Below are 19898 nucleotides of genomic sequence, written 5' to 3'. Positions count from 1 at the left end.
TGCGGCGGGTGCCATGCTTGCGGGCCAGCCATTCGCCATCGCCGAGAAACTTGATCCCGGCGCTGTCCACCAGCAGGTTCAGAGGACCTGGTGCGCGCCGGCTGGATATCTGGACAGCGAGGGTCTTCTTTCTGCGGATCAGGGTGGAGAAGTCCGGCACGGGCCAGTCGAGCCCTGCCATCGCCAGGATGCTGGCCACCATTCCGTCTCGCCATGGTCACTCGGACCGTCGCCCATCGGGCTTGAACCGATGGCGCCGCGAGGGGCAACCGTTCTCATGGCTCGATCTGCCGAAGCGGCAGCCCGAAGAGCACCTTCACCATCAGGCAGAACTGGATCGCCGCATCCGAGAACACCGGCGGGCGGCGCCTTGTTCGCCAGCCACACCATGTCCTTGTCCAACCAGATCAACAGCGATCCGCGCCGCCTCAAAGCCTCATTGTAGGACCTCCAGTTCGTCGTGCGCTAGCGGGCAGCCTCAGGTTTGCTCATGCCGAGACGCTTACCCTACCAGCCCACCCGCGTGAATCCCGCAGCAGGCTGGAGTTCTGCATCAACGCCCATCGCGGGTATCGATCACGCTTGAGGCCGATTTTTGCATCGAGGCTGTGGAGGAGGCGCTTGTGCGTTACGGCGCGCCCGAGATCTTCAACACGGATCAAGGCAGCCAGTTCACCTCGACCGAGTTCATCAAGGTGCTGGCCGCCCGCGAAATCAAGATCAGCATGGATGGCAAGGGCGCGTGGCGGGATAATGTCTTCGTCGAGCGCCTGTGGCGGACCATCAAATACGAGGAGGTCTACCTGCGGGCCTATGCCAGCGCGTCCGAAGCCCGAGCCGGGATCGGTCGATACCTGAGCTTCTACAACATGCGCCGCCCGCATTCATCGCTTGACGGGAAAACCCCCGATCAGGCCTACTTCAACCAGCCAATGCCCGAACTGGTGGCGGCGTGACCGAGGCGGAAAACCACCTAGAAAACGCTCGGAACTGTTCAGATCAGCCGAACAACCTCTCTTGAGCCTTGCGGACGCGGCCGAAAAGCTGGAGGTCTGCCGCAGACACTACAACGACGATCGACCCCACGGCGCCATCGGGTACAACGTCCCGAATGCGCTGCACTTTCCCGGTGGCATCACCAGCCCGTTGCCATGACCAACGCCGAAAACTCCGGCTTCGAATGGACTAAAAACGGTAGGCGGAGTACCACCAACCGGGCTCAGGTTGAGCCGGATTTCGATCGGCGGTGGAGAAAAAATTCCCTTGCAGGTCAGCAATCACCAAAGGGCTGAATCCAAAAACCCAAGTCAGAAACGACAGTTACGGATGCGAACCAACAGGGGACGGGGAGGTGCACCCTGTCGGAGCGGTGGATGGTGGCAAGGGGCGCGCGCGCAGTGACGCGGTTGCCGTTGGGGCTGGTGCCAAGATCAGATGCGGCCCTCTTCCACCGCGTGGCAGGCGGCGGCCTGGGGGCCGCGACGGGTCAGGCCGGGGACTTCGCTGCGGCAGCGGGCGTTGGCAAACGGGCAGCGAGGGTGGAAGGGGCAGCCCGGCGGCGGGTCGATGGGCGAGGGGATCTCTCCCTCGACCTTTTTGCGGCGGCGGCCGGTCATCTCGATGTCGGGCACCGCGTCCAGCAGCATCCGCGTATAGGGGTGCTGGGGGGTGGCGAACAGCGCCTCGGCCTCTCCGACCTCGGCCAGGCGGCCCAGGTAGAGGACGCCGATTTCGGTCGCCATGTGCCGCACGACCTGCAGGTTGTGCGAGATGAAGACATAGGTCAGCCCGAATTCGTCCTGCAGATCCTTCATCAGGTTCAGGATCTGCGCCTGCACGGACACGTCCAGCGCGCTGGTCGGCTCGTCGCAGACGATGAATTCGGGATTGGCCGCCAAGGCCCGCGCGATGGCGATGCGCTGGCGCTGCCCGCCCGAAAACTGGTGCGGGAATTTCAGCCCGTCCTCGGGCGACAGGCCCACGAGGGTCAGCAGCTCTCCGACCCGCAGGTGTCGGGCGCGGTCGTTCATGGACCGTTCAAAGACGCGCAGCGGCTCCGCGATGATGTCGGTGACGCGCCAGCGCGGGTTCAGGCTGGCCAGCGGGTCCTGAAAGATCATCTGGAACCGGCGGCGCAGGCGGCGGGCCTCGGCGCCCTTCAGCCCGCGGGCCAGCGAGGTGCCGTCAAAGACGATCTCGCCCTCGGTCGGCTCGAGGAGGCCCACGATCAGCCGGGCGATGGTCGACTTGCCCGACCCGCTTTCGCCGACCAGCGCGAATGTCTGGCCCTTGGCGACGGTAAAGCTGACATCCTTGACGGCGTTCACGTAGGTCTTGTCCAGACCCTCTAGCTTGCGGTTCAGCCAGGGGGCCGAGACGTCGAAGCGCCGCGACAGGTGGCGGACGTCCAGAAGGGTGTCGCTCATGCTTCGGTGACCTCGGGATAGAGCCAGCAGGCCGCGCGTCGTCCGGGCTCGATCTCGGACGCGGCGGGGCGGTGGGTGCGGCATTTGTCAAAGACCTGCGGACAGCGCGGATTGAAGGCGCAGCCCTGCGGGATGGCGTTCAGGCGTGGCATCGAGCCGGGGATATGCACCAGCCGGTCCAGATTCTCGCCCAGTTTCGGGATCGCGCCCATCAGGCCCTGGGAATAGGGGTGCTTGGCGTTCTTGATGACGGATGCGACGGGGCCGATCTCGGCCAGGCGGCCGGCATACATCACCGCGACGCGGTCGGCGGTTTCCGCGATGACGCCCATGTCATGGGTGACCAGCATGATCGCCGCACCGCGTTCGGCGCAGATCTCCTTCATGACGTCGATGATCTGGGCTTGCACGGACACGTCCAGCGCGGTCGTCGGCTCATCGGCGATGACCACCTCGGGGTCGGCGCACAGCGCCAGCGCGATCACCACGCGCTGTCGCATCCCGCCCGAAAACTGATGCGGGTAATCGTCGATGCGTCGCGCGGCATCGGGGATGCCCACATCGTCCAAGAGCTTGATGGCGCGTTTGCGCGCGTCGGCCTGAGACAGCGGCAGATGGGTGCGGATCGTCTCGATCAGCTGGCGCGAGATCCGATAGAGCGGATTGAGCGAGGTCAGCGGGTCCTGAAAGATCATGCCGATCCGGCGGCCGCGGATCTTGCGCATCCGGTCGGGGGCAAGGTTGTCGATGCGCTGGTCGCCCAGCCAGATCTCGCCCTTGGCGATGCGGCCGGGGGGGTCGATCAGGCCGATGATGGCGGCGCCGGTCATCGACTTGCCCGCGCCGCTTTCGCCGACCACGCCCAGCACTTCGCCGGGCATGATGTCGAAGGTGATGTCCTGCACGGCGGTCAGGATGCCGCGGCGGGTCGGAAACTCGACCGTCAGGTTGCGGACGGATAGAACGGGTTGTGTCATGATCTCACCGCAGCTTGGGGTTCAGCGCGTCGCGCAGCCAGTCGCCCAGCAGGTTCACCGACAGCGCCAGCAAGATCAGCGTCAGCGCCGGGAACAGCAAAATCCACCATTCGCCCGAGAACAGGAACTGTTGCCCGATGCGGATCAGCGTCCCAAGAGAGGGCTGCGTCGGCGGCACGCCCACGCCCAGAAAGGACAGCGTCGCCTCCTCGATGATGGCCAAGGCCAGGCCGATCGTGCCGATCACCAGGACCGGTCCCAGGACGTTGGGCAGGACGTGGCGCAGCAGGATCAGGAAGGGATGGACCCCCATGATGCGCGCGGCAGAGACGTAATCCTTTTGCCGTTCCACCATCGTGGCGCCGCGCACGGTGCGCGCGAACTGCGCCCAGTTTGACAGGCCGATGGCGATGATCAGCACCCAGATGGCCATGCTTTCCTGCTGGTTGGCGGGGATCACGCCGCGGGCGATGCCAAAGATCAGCAGCGCGATCAGGATGCCGGGAAAGGACAGCTGGATATCGGCGATGCGCATGATGATGCCGTCGATCATCCCGCCGTTATAGCCCGCGACCAGCCCCAACGACACGCCAAGTGTGATCGCGAAGGCCGTGGCCATGGCGCCCACAAACAGGCTGATGCGGCTGCCATACATGATCGAGGACAGCATGTCGCGGCCCTGATTGTCGGTGCCCAGGGCATAGCTGTTGCCGGTGAACTGGTTCTCGGTCATCGGCGGGGTAAAGCCGTCCATCAGGTTCAGGCTGGCCGGGTCGAACGGGTTGTGCGGCGCGATCCAGGGCGCCAGGATCGCCATCAGGATCAGCGCCAGCGCCACGACGGTCGCCACGATGGTGACCGGAGACCGGCGCCACGAGTAGAAGATGTCGCTGTCCAGCGCGGCTTTCAGCCTGCCTTGGGGCTTGGGCGGCACGATGGGTTTCGCGGCGGGCGCCGGATTGCCCGGGGTGGGGTTCGTCATGGTCATTTTCCGCCTCCGCCGCCATCGACGCGCAGGCGCGGGTCCACGACGTAGTAAAGGATATCGACGATCAGGTTGATCAGCACGAAGACCAGCGCGATGAACATCAGGTACGCGGCCATCACCGGCACGTCGACCACCTGCACCGACACGATGAACAGCGATCCGACGCCGGGCCACTGGAACACGGTTTCCGTCACGATGGCAAAGGCGATGACCGATCCCAGCTGCAGGCCGGTGATGGTCAGCACCGGGACCAGCGTGTTCTTCAGCGCATGGCCGAAATGAATCGCGCGCTGCGACAACCCGCGGGCGCGGGCAAAGCGGATGTATTCGGTGCGCAGCACCTCCAGCATCTCGGCCCGGACCAGGCGCATGATCAGCGTCAGCTGGAACAGCGACAGCGTGATCGCCGGCAGCACCAGCGACCGCAGCCCGCTTTCGGTCATCAGGCCGGTGCGCCACCAGCCCAGATCGACCGTCTGGCCGCGCCCGAAGGACGGGAACCACCCCAGCTCGACCGCGAAGATATAGATCAGCCCGATGCCGATCAGGAAGGTCGGCAGCGACACCCCAATCAGTGACACGGCCATGACCAGCCCGGTCAGAAAGCTGCGCGGCTTCAGCGCGGTGAACACCCCGAGCGTCAGGCCGAACACCAGCGCGATGGTGGCGGATGCGAAGGCCAGCTCCAGCGTGGCGGGCAGGCGCGACAGGATCAGTTCCGTCACTGGCTGCTGCAGCCGGTAGGATATGCCGAATTCGCCCTGCAGTGCATTGCCGACAAAGCGCAGGAATTGCCAGATCACCGGGTCGTTCAGACCCAGCCTGGCGCGCATGATCTCCTGGTCCTCCAGGCGGGTCTCGACGCCGACCATGCTGGCGATCGGGTCGCCCACATAGCGAAAGACGATGAAGGCGATCAGCGCGACGAACAGCATGACCAGCACCGATTGGGCCAGCCTGCGGATGATGAAGGCCAGCATGGGCCAGATCCTCTCGAATAGGGAACCGCCGCGCACGGGGAACGCCCGGGCGCGGCGGTGGTCAGGGCGTCAGGCTTACTCGCCCAGGGTCAGGTCGGTCAGCAGCGGCTGGTTCTCGGGATGGACCGGCAGGGTCAGCCCGTCGCGCATCGCATAGGCCAGCACCTGGTTGTGGATCGGCAGCAGGACGCGGTCCTGCTTCACGACCTGCCAGATCTCGGCCACGGTGGCGTCGCGGACCTCTGTGTCGGTCTCGGTGCCAAGCGACTGGATCTTGGCGTCCAGCTCCGGGTTGGAATAGAGCCCGCCGTTATACGCGCCGTAGCTGCCTTCCTTGGTATGGACCAGGTCGTTGAAGACATAGGCCGAATCAAAGGTCGGAACGCCCCAGCCCAGCAGGTAGAAATCGGTCGTGTTCGACGTCACCAGCGGCGAATGCTGCGCCACCGGGCGCGAGGCCAGCGTGACGGTGATGCCGATCCGGCCCAGCATGCCGACGACGGCCTGGCTGATCGCCTCGTCGTTGACATAGCGGTTGTTGGGCGTGTCCAGCGTGACGGTAAAGCCGTTCTCATAGCCCGCCTCGGCCATCAGCTCGCGCGCGCGCTCCAGGTCGACGGCGGGATAGGCGTCCAGCTCCTCGGTCCAGCCGGCGACGAAGGGCGGGTTCGCGACGCCCGTGGGGATCGCCTGGCCGCGCATCACCACCTGGGCGATCGCGTCGCGGTCCACGGCCAGCTCCATCGCCTCGCGCACGCGCGGGTCGTTGAAGGGGTTGGCATCGGTGACGTTGGACGAGGCCAGCGGCTCCTCGCCGAAGCGATAGCCGAAATAGATCACGCGGTTCTCGGGGCCGGTCTCGATCTTGATGCCGTCGGTGCCCTGCAGGCGGTCGATGTCCTGCACCGGCACGTCCTGGACCAGATCGACCTCACCCGACAAGAGCGCCGCGATGCGGGTCGCGTTGTCGGCGATGGGCAGATAGATGATCTCGGTCACGGCCGGGGTGTTCTCGGCCCAGTGGTTCTCGTTCAGGGTCAGGACGGACCGGACATCGACCTCGCGCGATTGCAGGATGTAGGGGCCGGTGCCGTTGGTGTTGCGGACGGCATAGTTGTCCTCGCCCGCGGCATAGTCCTGGACCTCGACCACGTCATTGGCCTCGGACCAGTCCTTGTCCATGATGAAGGTGTTGGTCAGGTTGTTGGGATAGAGCGGCGACGGGCCGGTGGTCTGCACCTCGACGGTATAGTCGTCCACGGCGCGCACCTCGGCCACGTCGACATGCAGCTGGCGCATGTTCGACGCCTCGGACCGGGCGCGGTCCAGCGAAAAGACCACGTCCTCGGCGGTGAAGGCCGCGCCGTCATGGAAGGTGACGCCCTCGCGCAGCGTGAACACCCAGACCGTCGGGTCGTCCTCCTTCAGCGTCCATTCGGTCGCCAGGCGCGGCTGCAGGTTGCCCTCGGCATCGCGATCGACCAGCGTCTCATAGATGTGGTGGGCAAAGTTGTGGGTCACGCCCTGGTTCTGCGAATGCGGGTCCAGCGTCAGCGCATCTGACGCCCGCGCCCACCGCACCGTCTCTGCCGATGCCGCGCCCACGATCATCGTCGAGGACATCAGCGCAAGCCCGAGGCGTGTCATCACCTTCTTCATGGTTCTCTCCCTGGTTTTTGCAACTGGCCGCCGTTCCGGTAGCCGCTGGCAGCAGACAACCTGTTTCGCCGCCCCGATTCAATTGCAAATCGGGCAGGTTGGTCAAATGTGCAGGGTTCTTCGTCATTCTGCCCGGGCGGGCGCCGCCCGGCGATCAACCCCGCCCGGCCAAGGGTGGCAGCGTGCGGGTCGCCCCCGCCGCCGATGCGCAGCCAGGGGCTGGGTGATCGTCTGCAGGACCAAACTGCGCCAGCACGCTTGCCCCGGTCGTCGCGGGCGGACATCATGGCGCGGCATCATTCAGGGCAGGGGGGCCGGGTGACCGACGCGACGGGATGGCGGGGCGCACCCCTCTGGCAGGGGGCCCTGGGCTGGCCGGTGACCGGACGGCGCGCGCTGATCGCGCTGGTGGTCGTGGCGGCCGGGCTGGCCGTGGCCATCGGCGGCAACGCCTGGCTGGCGCGCCATTCCATCGCCGCGACCGTCCCGCAGGGAGAGAACATCCTGCGCCTGGCCGTGTCGGGCCTGCGCGGAGAGCTGGCGCGATACGAACGCCTGCCCGACCTGATGGACCGCAGCCCGGTTCTGGTGCGTGCGCTGGCGCCGGGGGCGGACCCGGTGCAGCTGGCGGCGGCGAACCTGTATCTGCGCCATGTCGCACAGCTGATGGGGCTGTCGGATGCCTATGTCATGGCGCCCGACGGCACGACCGTGGCGGCCAGCAATTTCGACCAGGATTTCAGCTTTGTGGGCGAGCGGTTCGAATACCGGCCCTATTTCACCGACGCGCTGGCCGGGGGGCAGGGGCGGTTCTCGGCGCTTGGGACGACCTCGGGCAAGCGGGGGTATTATTTCGGGCGGGCGCTGCGGGACCGGGGGCAGATCGTCGGCGTGCTGGTGCTGAAGGTGGACATGGACGCCATCGAGGACAGCTGGCGCGCCGCCGAATACGAGATGATCGTGACCGACGGCGAGGGGATCGTGTTCCTGGCCAGCCGCCGCGACTGGCAGTTCCGGTCCATCGCGGCGCTGACGCCCGAGGCGCGGGCCCGCATCGCCGCCACCCGGCGCTATGACGATGAGCCGCTGATGATGCTGCCCCTGCGACCGGCGGGCGCGGCGGCGGGCCACGACATCCTGCGCCTGGAGTTGCCCGACGCGCGGCGCGAGTTCCTGACCGTCTCCGAGGCCATGCCCGAGGCCGATTGGACGGTGCATGTCCTGCTGGACACCGCGCCCGCGCGGCGTCAGGCGCTGATCGGGACGCTGGCGGCGCTAATGATCTTGGGCGTGGGGGTGGCGCTGCTGATGGCCTGGGCGCAGCGCCGCGCCCGCCTGCGCGAGCGCCTGTCGATCCAGGCCGAGGCGCAGGCCCAGCTGGAGGGGCGCGTCGCCGCCCGCACCGCCGAGCTGGCGCAGCTGAACGCCCGCCTTGGCGCCGAGGTTGACGAACGCCGCGCCACCGAGGCCGAGCTGCGCCGCACGCAGCGCCATCTGGTGCAATCGGCCAAGCTGGCCGCCCTGGGCCAGATGTCGGCGGCCCTGTCGCACGAACTGAACCAGCCCCTGGGCGCGGTGCGCAATTTTGCCGCCAATGCGGTGACCTATCTGGACCGCGACCGCGCGGGGGATGCGCGCCAGAACCTGACCCGCATCCTGTCGCTGACCGACCGCATGACCGAGATCGGCCGCACCCTGCGCAATTTCGCGCGCAAGCCCAATGCCCAGCTGTCGGATGTGGACCTGCATGACGTACTGCGCGACGCGCTGGAGGTGATCGCCTGGCGCATCGACCGCCAGCCCGTCGCGCTGGTCGTCGATCTGCCGCCGGGACCGCTGATGGTGCGGGCGGGGCCGGTGCGGTTCCAGCAGGTCGTGGTGAACCTGGTGGCCAATGCGCTGGACGCGCTGGACGGGCGGGCCGACGGCGCGATCCGCATCCAGGGGCGGCGCGCGGGCGGGCGCGTCCTGCTGACCGTCAGCGACAATGGTCCGGGCATCGCGCCGGGGCTGGAGGACCGCATCTTCGATCCGTTCTTCTCGACCAAGGGGGTGGGCAGCGGGCTGGGGCTGGGGCTGTCGATCTCGTTCAACATCATCAAGGATTTCGGAGGCGAATTGCGCATCCTTCCCTGCGACTGCGGTGCCGCCTTTCGCATCGACCTGCCCGAGATCGCGCCATGATCGCGGGCCGCATCCTGCTGGTCGATGACGAGCCCGACATGCGCCTGTCCACCGCCCAGGCCCTGGAGCTGGAGGGGTTCGAGGTCGAGGAGGCCCCCGATGCCCAATCCGCGCTGGACCGCGTTGGGTTCGGTTTCGGCGGCATCGTGGTGACCGACATCCGCATGCCGGGCATGGACGGCCTGACCCTGATGAGCCGCATCCGAGAGATCGACGTGGACATCCCCGTGATCCTGGTGACCGGGCATGGCGACATCCAGCTGGCCGTGCGCGCGATGCGTGAGGGGGCCTATGATTTCGTCGAAAAGCCATTCGACAGCGCGCAGCTGGCCGAGATCGCGTCCCGCGCGATGGATTACCGCCGGGTCGTGCTGGAGAACCGGGTGCTGCGCGCGGCGGCGGGGCAGGTGGACGACCTGGAGACCCGCCTGGTGGGGCGGTCGAACGTGATGATCGACCTGCGCCGCCGCTTGCGCACCATCGGCCCGACCGAGGCCGACGTGCTGATCGTGGGCCAGACCGGCACGGGAAAGGAGGTCGTGGCCCGCGCCCTGCACGATCTGTCGCCGCGCGCGGGGCGGCCCTTCATTGCCATCGACTGCGCGGCCCTGCCCGCGGCGCTGATCGAATCCGAGCTGTTCGGCCACGAGGCAGGCGCCTTTCCCGGCGCGCTGCGCCCGCGTTACGGCAAGTTCGAACATGCCCGCGGCGGCACCATCCTGCTGGACGAAATCGGCTCCATGCCCTTGGACGTGCAGGGCAAGCTGCTGCGCGTGGTTCAGGACCGGGTGATGTTCCCCCTGGGCGCGGATGAGGGGCGCGCGCTGGACGTGCGTTTCATCGCGACCTCGCGCCAGCCGCTGGAGGAGGAGGTCGCGGCGGGCCGGTTCCGGGCCGACCTGCTGTATCGGCTGAACGTGGTCACGCTGAGCATGCCGCCTCTGTCGGCGCGGCGCGAGGACATCCAGCTGCTGTTCATCAAGCTGGTGCAGGAGGCCGCCGCCCGCCATCGCCGCGCCGCCGTGGCCGTGCCCCCCGCCCTGCTGGCCGAGATCGCCGAGCGGTCCTGGCCCGGAAACGTCCGCGAATTGCGCAACGCCGCCGATCGCCACGCCCTGGGCATCGCCCTGCAACCGGCCGACGACCGCAGCCCCGAACAGCAGCGCCTGGCCCACCGCGTCGCGGCGTTCGAGCGGGACGTGATCGTGACGACCCTGGCCGCGCATGGCGGACGGCTGAAGCCGGTCTATGAATCACTTGGCCTGTCGCGCAAGTCGCTCTACGAAAAGATGCAGAAATACATGATCGACAAGACGCATTACGTCGATGCGGGCGACGACCCCGACCCGTGATGGGGGGATTTCCACCCATCCGATGACGCCGATGTTACCGAATCCACCCATCGCGATGGCCCGCGCGCCATTTTCCTGCCCGCGGCGTGCATGGCGGCATTGCGCGCAGGGCATGGCAGGTCCTATCTGGGGGCACTTTATCGGGCCGCGACGCGAAAGACGCGCGGCCCCGGAAAAATCTGGGAGGATTTTCATGCGTTTCCTGACCGTCGCCGCCACCGTCGCGGCCACCTTCAGCCTGTCGCCCGCCTTTGCCCAGGACGACCGCGCCGACTGGCCCAGCAGCCTGACCATCGGCACCGCCAGCCAGGGCGGCACCTATTTCATCTATGGCACCGGCCTGGCCGGGCTGATCAGCCAGAACCTGGGCCTGAACGCCTCGGGCGAGGTCACCGGCGGCCCGGTGCAGAACGCCACCCTGGTCGAGACCGGCGATCACCAGATCGGCCTGGTCACCATGGGCCCGGCCTACGAGGCCTGGACCGGTAACAGCGAACTGGCACCGGGCGTCGAGCACAAGGCCCTGCGCGCCCTGTTCCCGATGTACCAGACCCCGTTCGAGGCCGTGGCGCTGCAGTCGTCGGGCATCGCGGATGTCACCGACATGGCCGGCAAGCGCGTCTCGGTCGGTCCGGCGGGCGGCACCGCCGCCACCTACTGGCCGCGCTTCTTCGAGGTGCTGGGCGTCGAGGCGACGATCAGCTATGCCGGGGCCAATGATGCGACCAGCCAGGTCAAGGACGGCCTGATCGACGCCTTCGCCTTTGCGGCGGGCGTGCCGATCAGCGCCTTCGCGCAGATCGCGGCCGAGAACCCGGTCAACATCTTCGGCTTTACCGAGGAGCAGCGCGCCCAGATCCTTGAGGCGATGCCCGAGGTTGCGGCCTTCGAGGTGCCGGGCGGCATGTATCAGGGCTTTCCCGAGGGGCATGGCACGGTGGCCATGTGGAACTTTGCCATCACCCATGAGGACATGCCCGACAGCCTGGCTTATGAGATCACCAAGCTGGTGATGGAAGGCAACGAGGCGATGATGCAGATCCACGCCACCTCGGCCGAGACCCTGCCCGAGAACGCCGACAAGAACACCTTCCTGCCCTATCACCCGGGCGCGCTGCAGTATTTCGACGAGATCGGGATCGAGATCCCGGCCGAACTGCGCGGCTGAGCGCATTATCCGGGGGCTGCGGCCCCCGGACCCTTTTTTCCCCAGTTTCCCCCATGATCGGACCGACTGCCCGGACCCCGTCCGCGCGGTCCTTGCCGACGGAGAACCCTCATGTCAGTTGATGCTGCATCCGCGGCAGGGACCGGCCCCGTCATCGCGCAAGGCGTCGATGACGAGCCGATGGCCCCCAACCAGCGCGACGCGCGCGCCCGGACGGGCGTGCTGATCGCGGTCCTGTGCGCCGCCTATACCCTGTTCCACCTGTTCGTCATGGTCATCTATCCGCTGGAGACCTGGACCTATCGCATGATGCATGTCTGCGGTGGTCTGATCATCGGCTTTCTGACCTATTCCGCGCTGACGCAGCGCAGCAACGACGCCGATGCGGCCCCCGCGCGCCGCGGCATGGCTGAACTGGCGCTGCTGGGCGTGGCGGCGCTTGGCGTGGGCTATGGGCTGGCGGTCATCGCCTATGCCTGGGGCGCCTGGTGGCTGGCCGGGGTGGCCGCACCCCCCGCCTTCGGGTTCCGCACCTATGGCCTGCCGCTGGCCATCGGGACGGCTGCCGCGGTCATCGCGGGCTGGCTGTATTCGTCGCGCGACCGATCACGGATCTATCCGGGCGACCTGATCCTGTGCATGGCCTCGATCGCGGTGCTGGGATACATCCTGTTCGTCGTGGGCGCGCTGCGCATGCGGGCGGGCACGGGCATGGCCCAACCGGGCGACCTGTGGGCCGCCGTCACCGGCGTCATCCTGATCCTGGAGCTGACGCGCCGCCTGACCGGCCTTGCGCTGGTGATCATCGTCGGCGTCTTCATCGGCTACAGCTTTCTGGGGCCGTGGCTGCCGGGATTCCTGAACCATCGCGGCTATACGGCCACGCGCTTCTTCACCTACATCTTTACCGATCAGGGGGTGCTGGGCGACCCGATCGCGGTCAGTTCGACCTATATCATCCTGTTCATCGTCTTCGCCGCGTTCCTGCAAGCGTCCAAGGTCGGCGACTACTTCGTGAACTTCGCCTTTGCCTGTGCGGGACAGACGCGGGGCGGGCCTGCCAAGGTGGCGGTCTTTGCCAGCGGGTTGATGGGCATGATCAACGGCACATCGGCGGGCAACGTCGTGTCGACCGGGTCGCTGACCATCCCGCTGATGAAGAAGGTCGGCTATCCGGCCAAGACCTCGGCCGCGATCGAGGCCACGGCGTCGTCCGGCGGACAGATCCTGCCACCGATCATGGGCGCAGGCGCCTTCATCATGGCCGAGGTGACGGGCATCCCCTACACCGACATCGTCATCGCCGCGATCATCCCGGCGCTGCTGTATTTCGTGTCGGTCTATTTCATGGTCGACCTTCAGGCGCTCAAGCTGAACATGAAGGGCCTGCCGCGCTCCGAGCTGCCGCGCTTCAACGACCTGATCAAGCAGGTCTATCTGTTCCTGCCGATCATCATCCTGATCTACACGCTGTTCGCGGGCTATTCCGTGATCCGGGCGGGCGCGATGGGCATGGCTGCGGCGGCGATGGTCAGCTGGCTGACGCCCCACAAGATGGGTCCGCGCCAGATCTTCAAGGCGTTGGACATGGGCGCCAAGATGTCCATCCAGATGGTCGCGGTCTGTGCGGCAGCGGGCATCATCGTGGGCGTCATCGCGCTGACCGGGGTGGGGGCGCGGTTCTCGTCGCTGCTGCTGTCGATCGCGGATCAGAACCAGTATCTGGCGATGTTCTTCGCGATGTGCATCTCGATCATCCTGGGGATGGGCATGCCCACCACCGCAGCCTATGCGGTCGCCGCCGCCGTGGTGGCGCCGGGGCTGATCGCCCTGGGGGTGCCGGTGCTGGTCGCGCATTTCTTCGTCTTCTACTATGCGGTGATGTCGGCCATCACGCCGCCGGTGGCGCTGGCCGCCTATGCGGGCGCGGCCCTGTCGGGATCGGACCCGATGAAGACCAGCGTCGAGGCGTTCCGCCTTGGCCTTGCGGCCTTCATCGTGCCCTTCATGTTCTTCGGCTCGCATGAGCTGCTGATGCAGGGCGAATGGATCGACATCATCCATGCGACCGCGACCGCGCTGCTGGGCATGTTCCTGCTGTCGGCGGGGGTGATCGGATACTATTTCGGCCATGCCTCGATGCTGGTGCGCCTGATCTTGATCGGGGCCGCGCTGTCGATGATCGCTGTGGGGTGGTTGACCGACGTCGTCGGCCTGTCCGTGGCCGCCGCGCTGTTCGTGTGGCAGCGCCGGATCGTGACGCCAGCGACCCTGTCGCACGGCCGCGCCGACTGAAACCTGGACCGGCCCCCGCACGGGGGCCGGTCACGCCATCAGGGTCAGGCTGTCATCCAGCCAGATCAGATCGGCCGCCCGCCCCGGTGCGATCCGCCCCAAAGGCGCGCCGATCAGATCCGCCGGGACCGAGGTCGCCATGGCCAGCGCCCGCGCCAGATCGGCGCCCGCCGCGACCGCACCCCGCACCGCCCGGTCCAGCCGCAGATCCGCCCCCGCCAGCGTCCCGTCAGCCAGCGTCAGCCGCCCGTCCCGGCGCAGGATGGCCCGCCCCTGCAGGGTGAATTCCGTCATCTGGGTGCCCGCCACCGCCATGCAGTCGCTGACCAGGAACAGTCCGTGCGGCCGGGCGCGCAACGCCACGCGCAGCGCCGCCGGATCGACATGCACCCCGTCCGCGATCACCCCCGCATGGGCCTCCCCCGACAGCACCGCGCCGACCAGGCCGGGTTCGCGATGGCCCATCTGGCTCATGGCGTTGAACAGATGCGTGGCCGCCCGGGCGCCCGCGTCAAAGGCCGCCTGTGCCTGATCCAGCGTGCAGGCGCTGTGGCCCAGGCTGACGATCACCCCGGCCTGCGCCAGCGCCGCAATCTGATCGGCCGAGGCCGATTCGGGCGCCAGCGTCACCATCAGCGCGGGCAGATGCGCCGCAGCCGCGATCAGCCGCGTCAGATCGGCATCCTCCATCGGCCGGATCAGCGCCGGGTCATGCGCGCCCGCACGGCGGGGGTCCAGATGCGGCCCCTCCAGGTGCAGGCCCAGGAAACCGGGCGTGCCGGTGGCGCGGATGCCCGCCTCCAGCACGGCGGCGGTGACGGCGGGCGTATCGGTGATCAGCGTGGGCAGCACGCCCGCGCAGCCCAAGGCGCGATGCGCCGCGCAGATCCGCGCCAGCGCCTGCGCATCGGTGCCCGCGCCGACCATCAGCCCCGCGCCGCCATTCACCTGCAGATCGACGAATCCCGGCATCAGGATGCCGTCCCGCGGGCGCAGATCAGCGGGGCGCGGGATCACGTCCAGGATCACCCCGCCTTGGGTGACCACCGCCATGTCGTCCAGCAGTGCCTCACCGTCGAACAGCCGGGTCGCGGCCAGCAGGCAGCGGCTCATGGCGCCAAGGCCCGCGCCATGGCCAGCGCGCCGTCCACGCCGCTGCCCTGGGCGGGCCGCACGGTACAGCTGCCTGCCAGGCGTTCGGCATAGACCGGGCCCAGCCCGCCGGTGAAGACCACCGGCAGATCCTGCCCGCGCTGCAGCACCCGCACCGCATCCGCGATCTGGGCCGTGGCCTCGTCCAGAATCGCCCGCGCCGCCGGATCGTCCGATCCGACCAGCCGGGGGGCCAGCGCGGCAAAGTGGGCGGGCGTGGCGGTCGTGCCAAAGGCGATGATGCCCTCGAACCCGCCGAATTCCTCGCGCAGGGCGGCCAGCAGGGGGGTGTCGGCGATGACCCCGTCGCCCGCGCGCATGGCCTGCGCCAGCAGGGTCCGGCCCAGCACGGCGCCGCTGCCCTCATCGCCCATCAGGAATCCGCGCCCTCCGATCTGCTGCAGCTGTCCGCCGCGCTGTGCGGCCATGACCGATCCGGTGCCCACCGCGACCAGGATGCCGTCGCCGGGGCCAAGCGCGCCGCGTGCCGCCGTGACCGCGTCATTGACCACCAGACGGCGCGCGAAGGGCAGGCGGGCCTCCATCGCGCGGGCGGCGGCCGATTGCCCGCCGCCGGCCAGGCCCAAGACCGCGATCAGGTCGCGCCCCGCAGCCCCCGCCTGGACGATGGCTGCGGTGGTGGCGGCCAGGACGCTGGCCGTCGCGCCGAAAGGGTCGGAGTTGATATTGGCCGGCCCGCCCTCGCCCCGCCCCAGGATGCGCCCCTGCGCATCGGCGATGGCCGCCCGGCAGCCGGTGCCACCGCCGTCTATTCCCAGATACAGCACCATCGCGCGTCCCCTTTTTCGCCAAGGGAACGCGACCCGCGCGGAAATGAAAAGACCCGACCGTCGGCTGATGGGAAATGGGGTGGCGCAAAAGCAAACCCCCCGGAAACACGAGGTTTCCGAGGGGTTTATTGTGGTGCCCAGGAGAGGACTCGAACCTCCACACCTTGCGGCACACGGACCTGAACCGTGCGCGTCTACCAATTCCGCCACCTGGGCAGGTGGTATGAGCGGCTGATTAAAGCGAGTACAGGGGGGCGTCAATGGGGGTCGTGCAACTTTCTTGACAGTTTTTTCGCACCGGCCCGGTTGGGTGGGCGAAGCACGGCCTGCGGCCTTGCGCAGCCTTGCCGCAGGGCCGCCGCTTGGGGTAAGGATCACGCGACATTCGGCACATTAGATGGAGGCGAGACGCCCATGGCAAAACTGGTCACGATCTTTGGCGGATCGGGCTTTGTCGGCCGGCAGGTGGCCCGGCTGATGGCCAAGGAGGGCTGGCGCGTGCGCATCGCCGTCCGCCGCCCCGACGAGGCGCTGTTCACCCGCACCTATGGCGCGGTGGGGCAGGTTGTCCCCGTCCTGTGCAACATCCGCGACGAGATGTCGGTCCGCGCCGCCCTGTCGGGGGCCGATGCCGCCGTCAATTGCGTGAACATCCTGACCCCCCAGGGCAAGAGCAGCTTCAAGGCGGTGTTCGAGGACGGGGCCCAGAACATCGCCCGCCTGTCGGCGGAGATGGGCGTGAGGCGGCTGGTCCATATCTCGGGGCTGGGCATCGACGTCGACTCGGACAGCAAATACATCGCGTCGAAATCGCGGGGCGAGGCGGCGGTCCTGGCCGCGCGCCCCGATGCGGTCGTGCTGCGGCCTTCGGTGATCTTCGGGGCCGATGACAATTTCTACAACCGCTTTGCCGGGATGACCCGCATGGGTCCGATGATGCCCATCGTCGGCGCGCGCACCCGCATGCAGCCGGTCCATGTCGAGGACGTGGCCCAGGCCGCCGTCCTGGGCGCGACCGGCGCCGCCGCCCCCGGCATCTACGAGTTGGGCGGCCCCGAGGTGCTGACCATGCGCCAGATCGTCGACCAGGTGCTGACCTCGGTCAGCCGGCGCAAGCTGGTGGTGGGCCTGCCCTTTCCCGTCGCGCGGCTGGCGGCGACGGCCCTGGGCGTGGTGCAGTTCGTTACCGGCGGGCTGTTCACCAGCCCGCTGAGCCGCGACCAGCTGGCCCTGCTGCGCACCGACAATGTGGTGTCGCCCGATGCGCGCGGCTTTGCCGAGCTGGGCATCCAGCCCACCGCCGCGGGGGCCGTCCTCGATTCCTATCTTTGGCGCTTCCGCCCCTCGGGGCAGTACGAGGCGATCAAGGATTCGGCCAAGAACCTGCGCGAGCATTGATGGAACACAATACGATCGTCGCCGCGATCCTCGGGGTTCTCGAGGGTCTGACGGAGTTCATCCCGGTCTCGTCGACCGGGCACATCCTGCTGGCGGGGCATTTCCTGGGCTTTGATTCGCCGGGACGCTCGTTCGAGGTGCTGATCCAGCTGGGCGCGCTGCTGGCGATTCTGGGCGTCTATGCCGGGCGGATCATCCAGATCCTGACCGATGCCCCGCGCGACCCGGCCGCGCGCCGTTTCGTGGCGGCCGTGCTGGTGGCGTTTCTGCCCGCAGTCGTCATCGGCGTGATGGCGCATGGCTTCATCAAGACCGTGCTGTTCGAGACGCCGATGCTGATCGCGGTCATGCTTATCCTGGGCGGGCTGGTGCTGCTGTGGGTCGATCGGCGCACCACCCTGCCGCTGTATCACCGGGCCGAGGATTTCCCTCTGCCCATGGCACTCAAGATCGGGTTCATCCAGTGCCTGGCGATGATTCCCGGTGTCTCGCGCTCGGGGGCGACGATCGTGGGCGCGCTGCTGCTGGGCGCGGACAAGCGGTCGGCGGCAGAGTTCTCGTTCTTTCTGGCGATGCCGACGATGCTGGGCGCGTTTGTCTATGACCTGTGGCAGAATCGCGATATTCTGGATGCGGCGGCCGTGGGCAACATCGCGGTGGGCTTTGTGGCCGCGCTGATCAGTGGCGTGATCGTCGTCCGCTGGCTGTTGGGCTATGTCTCGCGGCGCGGATACGCGCTGTTCGCTTGGTGGCGGATTACGGTTGGAATCCTTGCCATGGTTGGGCTTACGGTATTTGGGTAAGTTATGCTGACCCATTAACAGCCCGCCATGCGCGGTTTTTTCGCGCCTTGTGGTAAAAACCGGGTAATAGGTCAGCACTGCTGACTTTTCATCTGAAACGCCTTGGTTTATGGCGGTTGCGGAAGTCCTTTCAGGGAGGTAGCGCAGCCATGGCCACGCAAAAAATGCTGACATTCGTCTCGACCCCGCGCGAGATGCCCGAGAAACGCTCGGCCCAGGACCGCAGCGAGGATTTCCACGAGATCTATCGCGACTTTGCCGCCCAGAAGGCTGCCGAACAGTCCAGCCGCTGCAGCCAGTGCGGCGTGCCCTATTGCCAGTCGCATTGCCCGCTGCACAACAACATCCCCGACTGGCTGCGCCTGACCGCCGAAGGGCGGCTCGAGGAGGCCTATCGCGTCAGCCAGGCCACCAACACCTTCCCCGAGATCTGCGGCCGCATCTGCCCCCAGGACCGCCTGTGCGAGGGCAATTGCGTGATCGAGCAGTCGGGCCACGGCACCGTCACCATCGGCGCGATCGAGAAATACATCACCGACACCGCCTGGGACAACGGCTGGGTTCAGGCCGCCAAGCCCGCGCAGGAGCGGGCGGAATCGGTGGGCATCATCGGGGCCGGGCCGGGGGGCCTGGCGGCGGCGGACATGCTGCGCCGGCAGGGGTTCCAGGTCACGATCTATGACCGTTACGACCGCGCGGGCGGGCTGATGACCTATGGCATTCCCGGCTTCAAGCTGGAGAAGGACGTGGTCATGCGTCGCAACCAGCTGCTGGCCGATGGCGGGGTCGAGTTCGTGCTGAACTGCAACGTGGGCGAGGATATCAGCTTTGACGCGATCCGCGGCAAGCATGACGCGGTGCTGATCGCCACGGGCGTCTACAAGACCCGCGACCTGGACATCGACAATGCCGATCATGGCGGCGTGGTCCGCGCGATCGATTATCTGACCGCCAGCAACAAGGTCGAGTTCGGCGATGACGTCCCCGATTTCGAGGACGGAGAGCTGAACGCCAAGGGCAAGCGCGTCGTCGTCATCGGCGGCGGTGACACGGCGATGGATTGCGTGCGCACGGCCATCCGGCAGGGCGCGCAATCGGTCAAGTGCCTGTATCGCCGCGACCGCGCCAACATGCCGGGTAGTCAGCGCGAGGTTCAGAATGCCGAGGAGGAAGGCGTTGAATTCGTGTGGCTTTCGGCGCCGGGTGCCTTCACGGGCCATGTGACCGGCGTCGCCGCCGAGGCGCAGGAGCGGGACGTGGATGGTCTGCCGCAGATCGCCTCGGTTCGCATCCAGAAAATGCGCCTGGGTCAGCCCGACGTCACCGGCCGCCAGAGCCCCGAACTGATCGACGGGGCTGATTACGACGAGCCCGCCGACCTGGTCATCAAGGCCCTGGGCTTCGAACCCGAGGATCTGCCCAAGCTGTGGGGCGTCGACGGGCTGGAGGTCACCCGCTGGGGCACGATCAAGGCCAGTTTCCAGACGCACATGACCTCGATCCCGGGTGTCTATGCAGTGGGCGACATCGTGCGTGGTGCCAGCCTGGTCGTCTGGGCGATCCGCGACGGGCGCGAGGCGGCGGACTCGATCGCGGCCTATCTGACGGGCGATGCCCGTGTCGCGGCGGAATAAGGCCGCACCGATGGCGCACAACCCAGTCACAGGGCGTGCACAGGGCGTACACCGACAACGCACGGTGCCTGCGCAGGCCGTTAACCCTTCG

Annotated in this window: 14 protein-coding genes, 1 tRNA gene and 3 pseudogenes; 9 read left to right on the top strand and 9 right to left on the bottom strand. The window is 67.4% G+C overall.

The window, feature by feature from the left end; all coding sequences use genetic code 11:
• Nucleotides 1-390, bottom strand: a pseudogene (locus FA740_RS13160) (transposase); the annotation flags it as partial.
• A 176-nt stretch (nucleotides 391-566) separates the two neighbouring features.
• Between FA740_RS13160 and FA740_RS13155 the strand changes: the two are divergent.
• A pseudogene (locus FA740_RS13155) lies at nucleotides 567-956 on the top strand (transposase); the annotation flags it as partial.
• A gap of 61 nt (nucleotides 957-1017) precedes the next feature.
• Nucleotides 1018-1155 (top strand): annotated as a pseudogene (locus FA740_RS13150) (integrase core domain-containing protein); the annotation flags it as partial.
• Between the two features lie 275 nt (nucleotides 1156-1430).
• Here FA740_RS13150 and FA740_RS13145 read toward each other — a convergent pair.
• From FA740_RS13145 to FA740_RS13125, 5 genes are all read right to left on the bottom strand, one after another.
• On the bottom strand, nucleotides 1431-2426 hold the full coding sequence (locus FA740_RS13145; protein ID WP_136857231.1) for an ABC transporter ATP-binding protein: 996 nt from the start codon (nucleotides 2424-2426) through the stop codon (nucleotides 1431-1433).
• A complete protein-coding gene (locus FA740_RS13140; protein ID WP_136857230.1) occupies nucleotides 2423-3403 on the bottom strand; it encodes an ABC transporter ATP-binding protein in 981 nt (326 codons plus the stop codon). The genes FA740_RS13145 and FA740_RS13140 overlap by 4 nt, the downstream gene beginning before the upstream one ends.
• Before the next feature lie 4 nt (nucleotides 3404-3407).
• A complete protein-coding gene (locus FA740_RS13135) occupies nucleotides 3408-4385 on the bottom strand; it encodes an ABC transporter permease (protein WP_136857229.1) in 978 nt (325 codons plus the stop codon).
• Between the two features lie 2 nt (nucleotides 4386-4387).
• A complete protein-coding gene (locus FA740_RS13130; protein WP_136857228.1) occupies nucleotides 4388-5371 on the bottom strand; it encodes an ABC transporter permease in 984 nt (327 codons plus the stop codon).
• A gap of 75 nt (nucleotides 5372-5446) precedes the next feature.
• Nucleotides 5447-7018, bottom strand: a complete 1572-nt coding sequence (locus tag FA740_RS13125; protein ID WP_169306302.1) for an ABC transporter substrate-binding protein — start codon at nucleotides 7016-7018, stop codon at nucleotides 5447-5449.
• A 330-nt stretch (nucleotides 7019-7348) separates the two neighbouring features.
• Between FA740_RS13125 and FA740_RS13120 the strand changes: the two genes are divergently transcribed.
• From FA740_RS13120 to FA740_RS13105, 4 genes are all read left to right on the top strand, one after another.
• Nucleotides 7349-9214, top strand: a complete 1866-nt coding sequence (locus tag FA740_RS13120; RefSeq protein WP_169306301.1) for a sensor histidine kinase — start codon at nucleotides 7349-7351, stop codon at nucleotides 9212-9214.
• A complete protein-coding gene (locus tag FA740_RS13115) occupies nucleotides 9211-10566 on the top strand; it encodes a sigma-54-dependent transcriptional regulator (RefSeq protein WP_136857225.1) in 1356 nt (451 codons plus the stop codon). Before FA740_RS13120 ends, FA740_RS13115 begins: the two co-directional genes overlap by 4 nt.
• Nucleotides 10567-10759: 193 nt before the next feature.
• Nucleotides 10760-11734 carry a TAXI family TRAP transporter solute-binding subunit gene (locus FA740_RS13110; protein WP_136857224.1) on the top strand — a complete coding sequence of 325 codons (975 nt, stop codon included), beginning with the start codon at nucleotides 10760-10762 and terminating at the stop codon, nucleotides 11732-11734.
• A gap of 111 nt (nucleotides 11735-11845) precedes the next feature.
• Nucleotides 11846-14029: a TRAP transporter permease gene (locus tag FA740_RS13105; protein ID WP_136857223.1), complete on the top strand. Its 2184-nt coding sequence runs from the start codon at nucleotides 11846-11848 to the stop codon at nucleotides 14027-14029.
• A gap of 30 nt (nucleotides 14030-14059) precedes the next feature.
• Here the strand turns inward: FA740_RS13105 and nagA are convergent, their stop codons facing one another.
• The 3 genes from nagA to FA740_RS13090 form a co-directional block, all read right to left on the bottom strand.
• Nucleotides 14060-15142: an N-acetylglucosamine-6-phosphate deacetylase gene (nagA, locus tag FA740_RS13100; RefSeq protein ID WP_136857222.1), complete on the bottom strand. Its 1083-nt coding sequence runs from the start codon at nucleotides 15140-15142 to the stop codon at nucleotides 14060-14062.
• On the bottom strand, nucleotides 15139-15972 hold the full coding sequence (locus FA740_RS13095; protein ID WP_136857221.1) for a glucosamine kinase nucleotide-binding domain-containing protein: 834 nt from the start codon (nucleotides 15970-15972) through the stop codon (nucleotides 15139-15141). The genes nagA and FA740_RS13095 overlap by 4 nt, the downstream gene beginning before the upstream one ends.
• 131 nt (nucleotides 15973-16103) lie before the next feature.
• Nucleotides 16104-16188, bottom strand: a tRNA-Leu gene (locus tag FA740_RS13090).
• 198 nt (nucleotides 16189-16386) lie between these two features.
• On the opposite strand from FA740_RS13090, the gene FA740_RS13085 reads away from it, so the two are divergent.
• The 3 genes from FA740_RS13085 to FA740_RS13075 all read left to right on the top strand — a co-directional run bounded on the left by FA740_RS13085 (nucleotide 16387) and on the right by FA740_RS13075 (nucleotide 19807).
• A complete protein-coding gene (locus tag FA740_RS13085; RefSeq protein WP_136857220.1) occupies nucleotides 16387-17370 on the top strand; it encodes a complex I NDUFA9 subunit family protein in 984 nt (327 codons plus the stop codon).
• A complete protein-coding gene (locus FA740_RS13080; RefSeq protein WP_136857219.1) occupies nucleotides 17370-18173 on the top strand; it encodes an undecaprenyl-diphosphate phosphatase in 804 nt (267 codons plus the stop codon). The genes FA740_RS13085 and FA740_RS13080 overlap by 1 nt, the downstream gene beginning before the upstream one ends.
• Nucleotides 18174-18322: 149 nt before the next feature.
• Nucleotides 18323-19807 carry an NAD(P)-dependent oxidoreductase gene (locus FA740_RS13075; protein ID WP_136857218.1) on the top strand — a complete coding sequence of 495 codons (1485 nt, stop codon included), beginning with the start codon at nucleotides 18323-18325 and terminating at the stop codon, nucleotides 19805-19807.
• The last annotated feature ends 91 nt before the right edge of the window (nucleotides 19808-19898 follow it).

It is taken from the genome of Paracoccus hibiscisoli (assembly GCF_005048265.1).
In the GTDB taxonomy this organism is placed as follows: domain Bacteria; phylum Pseudomonadota; class Alphaproteobacteria; order Rhodobacterales; family Rhodobacteraceae; genus Paracoccus; species Paracoccus hibiscisoli.
The sequence above is the reverse complement of the archived record's forward strand: the minus strand, read 5'-3'. Positions and strand labels throughout refer to the sequence as shown.

Bases quoted from the DNA above. Each gene is read 5' to 3' on its own strand.
- FA740_RS13145 (WP_136857231.1), bottom strand. From the start codon at position 2,426: ATGAGCGACACCCTTCTGGACGTCCGCCACCTGTCGCGGCGCTTCGAC.
- FA740_RS13140 (WP_136857230.1), bottom strand. From the start codon at position 3,403: ATGACACAACCCGTTCTATCCGTCCGCAACCTGACGGTCGAGTTTCCG.
- FA740_RS13135 (WP_136857229.1), bottom strand. From the start codon at position 4,385: ATGACGAACCCCACCCCGGGCAATCCGGCGCCCGCCGCGAAACCCATC.
- FA740_RS13130 (WP_136857228.1), bottom strand. From the start codon at position 5,371: ATGCTGGCCTTCATCATCCGCAGGCTGGCCCAATCGGTGCTGGTCATG.
- FA740_RS13125 (WP_169306302.1), bottom strand. From the start codon at position 7,018: ATGACACGCCTCGGGCTTGCGCTGATGTCCTCGACGATGATCGTGGGC.
- FA740_RS13115 (WP_136857225.1), top strand. From the start codon at position 9,211: ATGATCGCGGGCCGCATCCTGCTGGTCGATGACGAGCCCGACATGCGC.
- FA740_RS13110 (WP_136857224.1), top strand. From the start codon at position 10,760: ATGCGTTTCCTGACCGTCGCCGCCACCGTCGCGGCCACCTTCAGCCTG.
- FA740_RS13105 (WP_136857223.1), top strand. From the start codon at position 11,846: ATGTCAGTTGATGCTGCATCCGCGGCAGGGACCGGCCCCGTCATCGCG.
- nagA (WP_136857222.1), bottom strand. From the start codon at position 15,142: ATGAGCCGCTGCCTGCTGGCCGCGACCCGGCTGTTCGACGGTGAGGCA.
- FA740_RS13095 (WP_136857221.1), bottom strand. From the start codon at position 15,972: ATGGTGCTGTATCTGGGAATAGACGGCGGTGGCACCGGCTGCCGGGCG.
- FA740_RS13085 (WP_136857220.1), top strand. From the start codon at position 16,387: ATGGCAAAACTGGTCACGATCTTTGGCGGATCGGGCTTTGTCGGCCGG.
- FA740_RS13080 (WP_136857219.1), top strand. From the start codon at position 17,370: ATGGAACACAATACGATCGTCGCCGCGATCCTCGGGGTTCTCGAGGGT.
- FA740_RS13075 (WP_136857218.1), top strand. From the start codon at position 18,323: ATGGCCACGCAAAAAATGCTGACATTCGTCTCGACCCCGCGCGAGATG.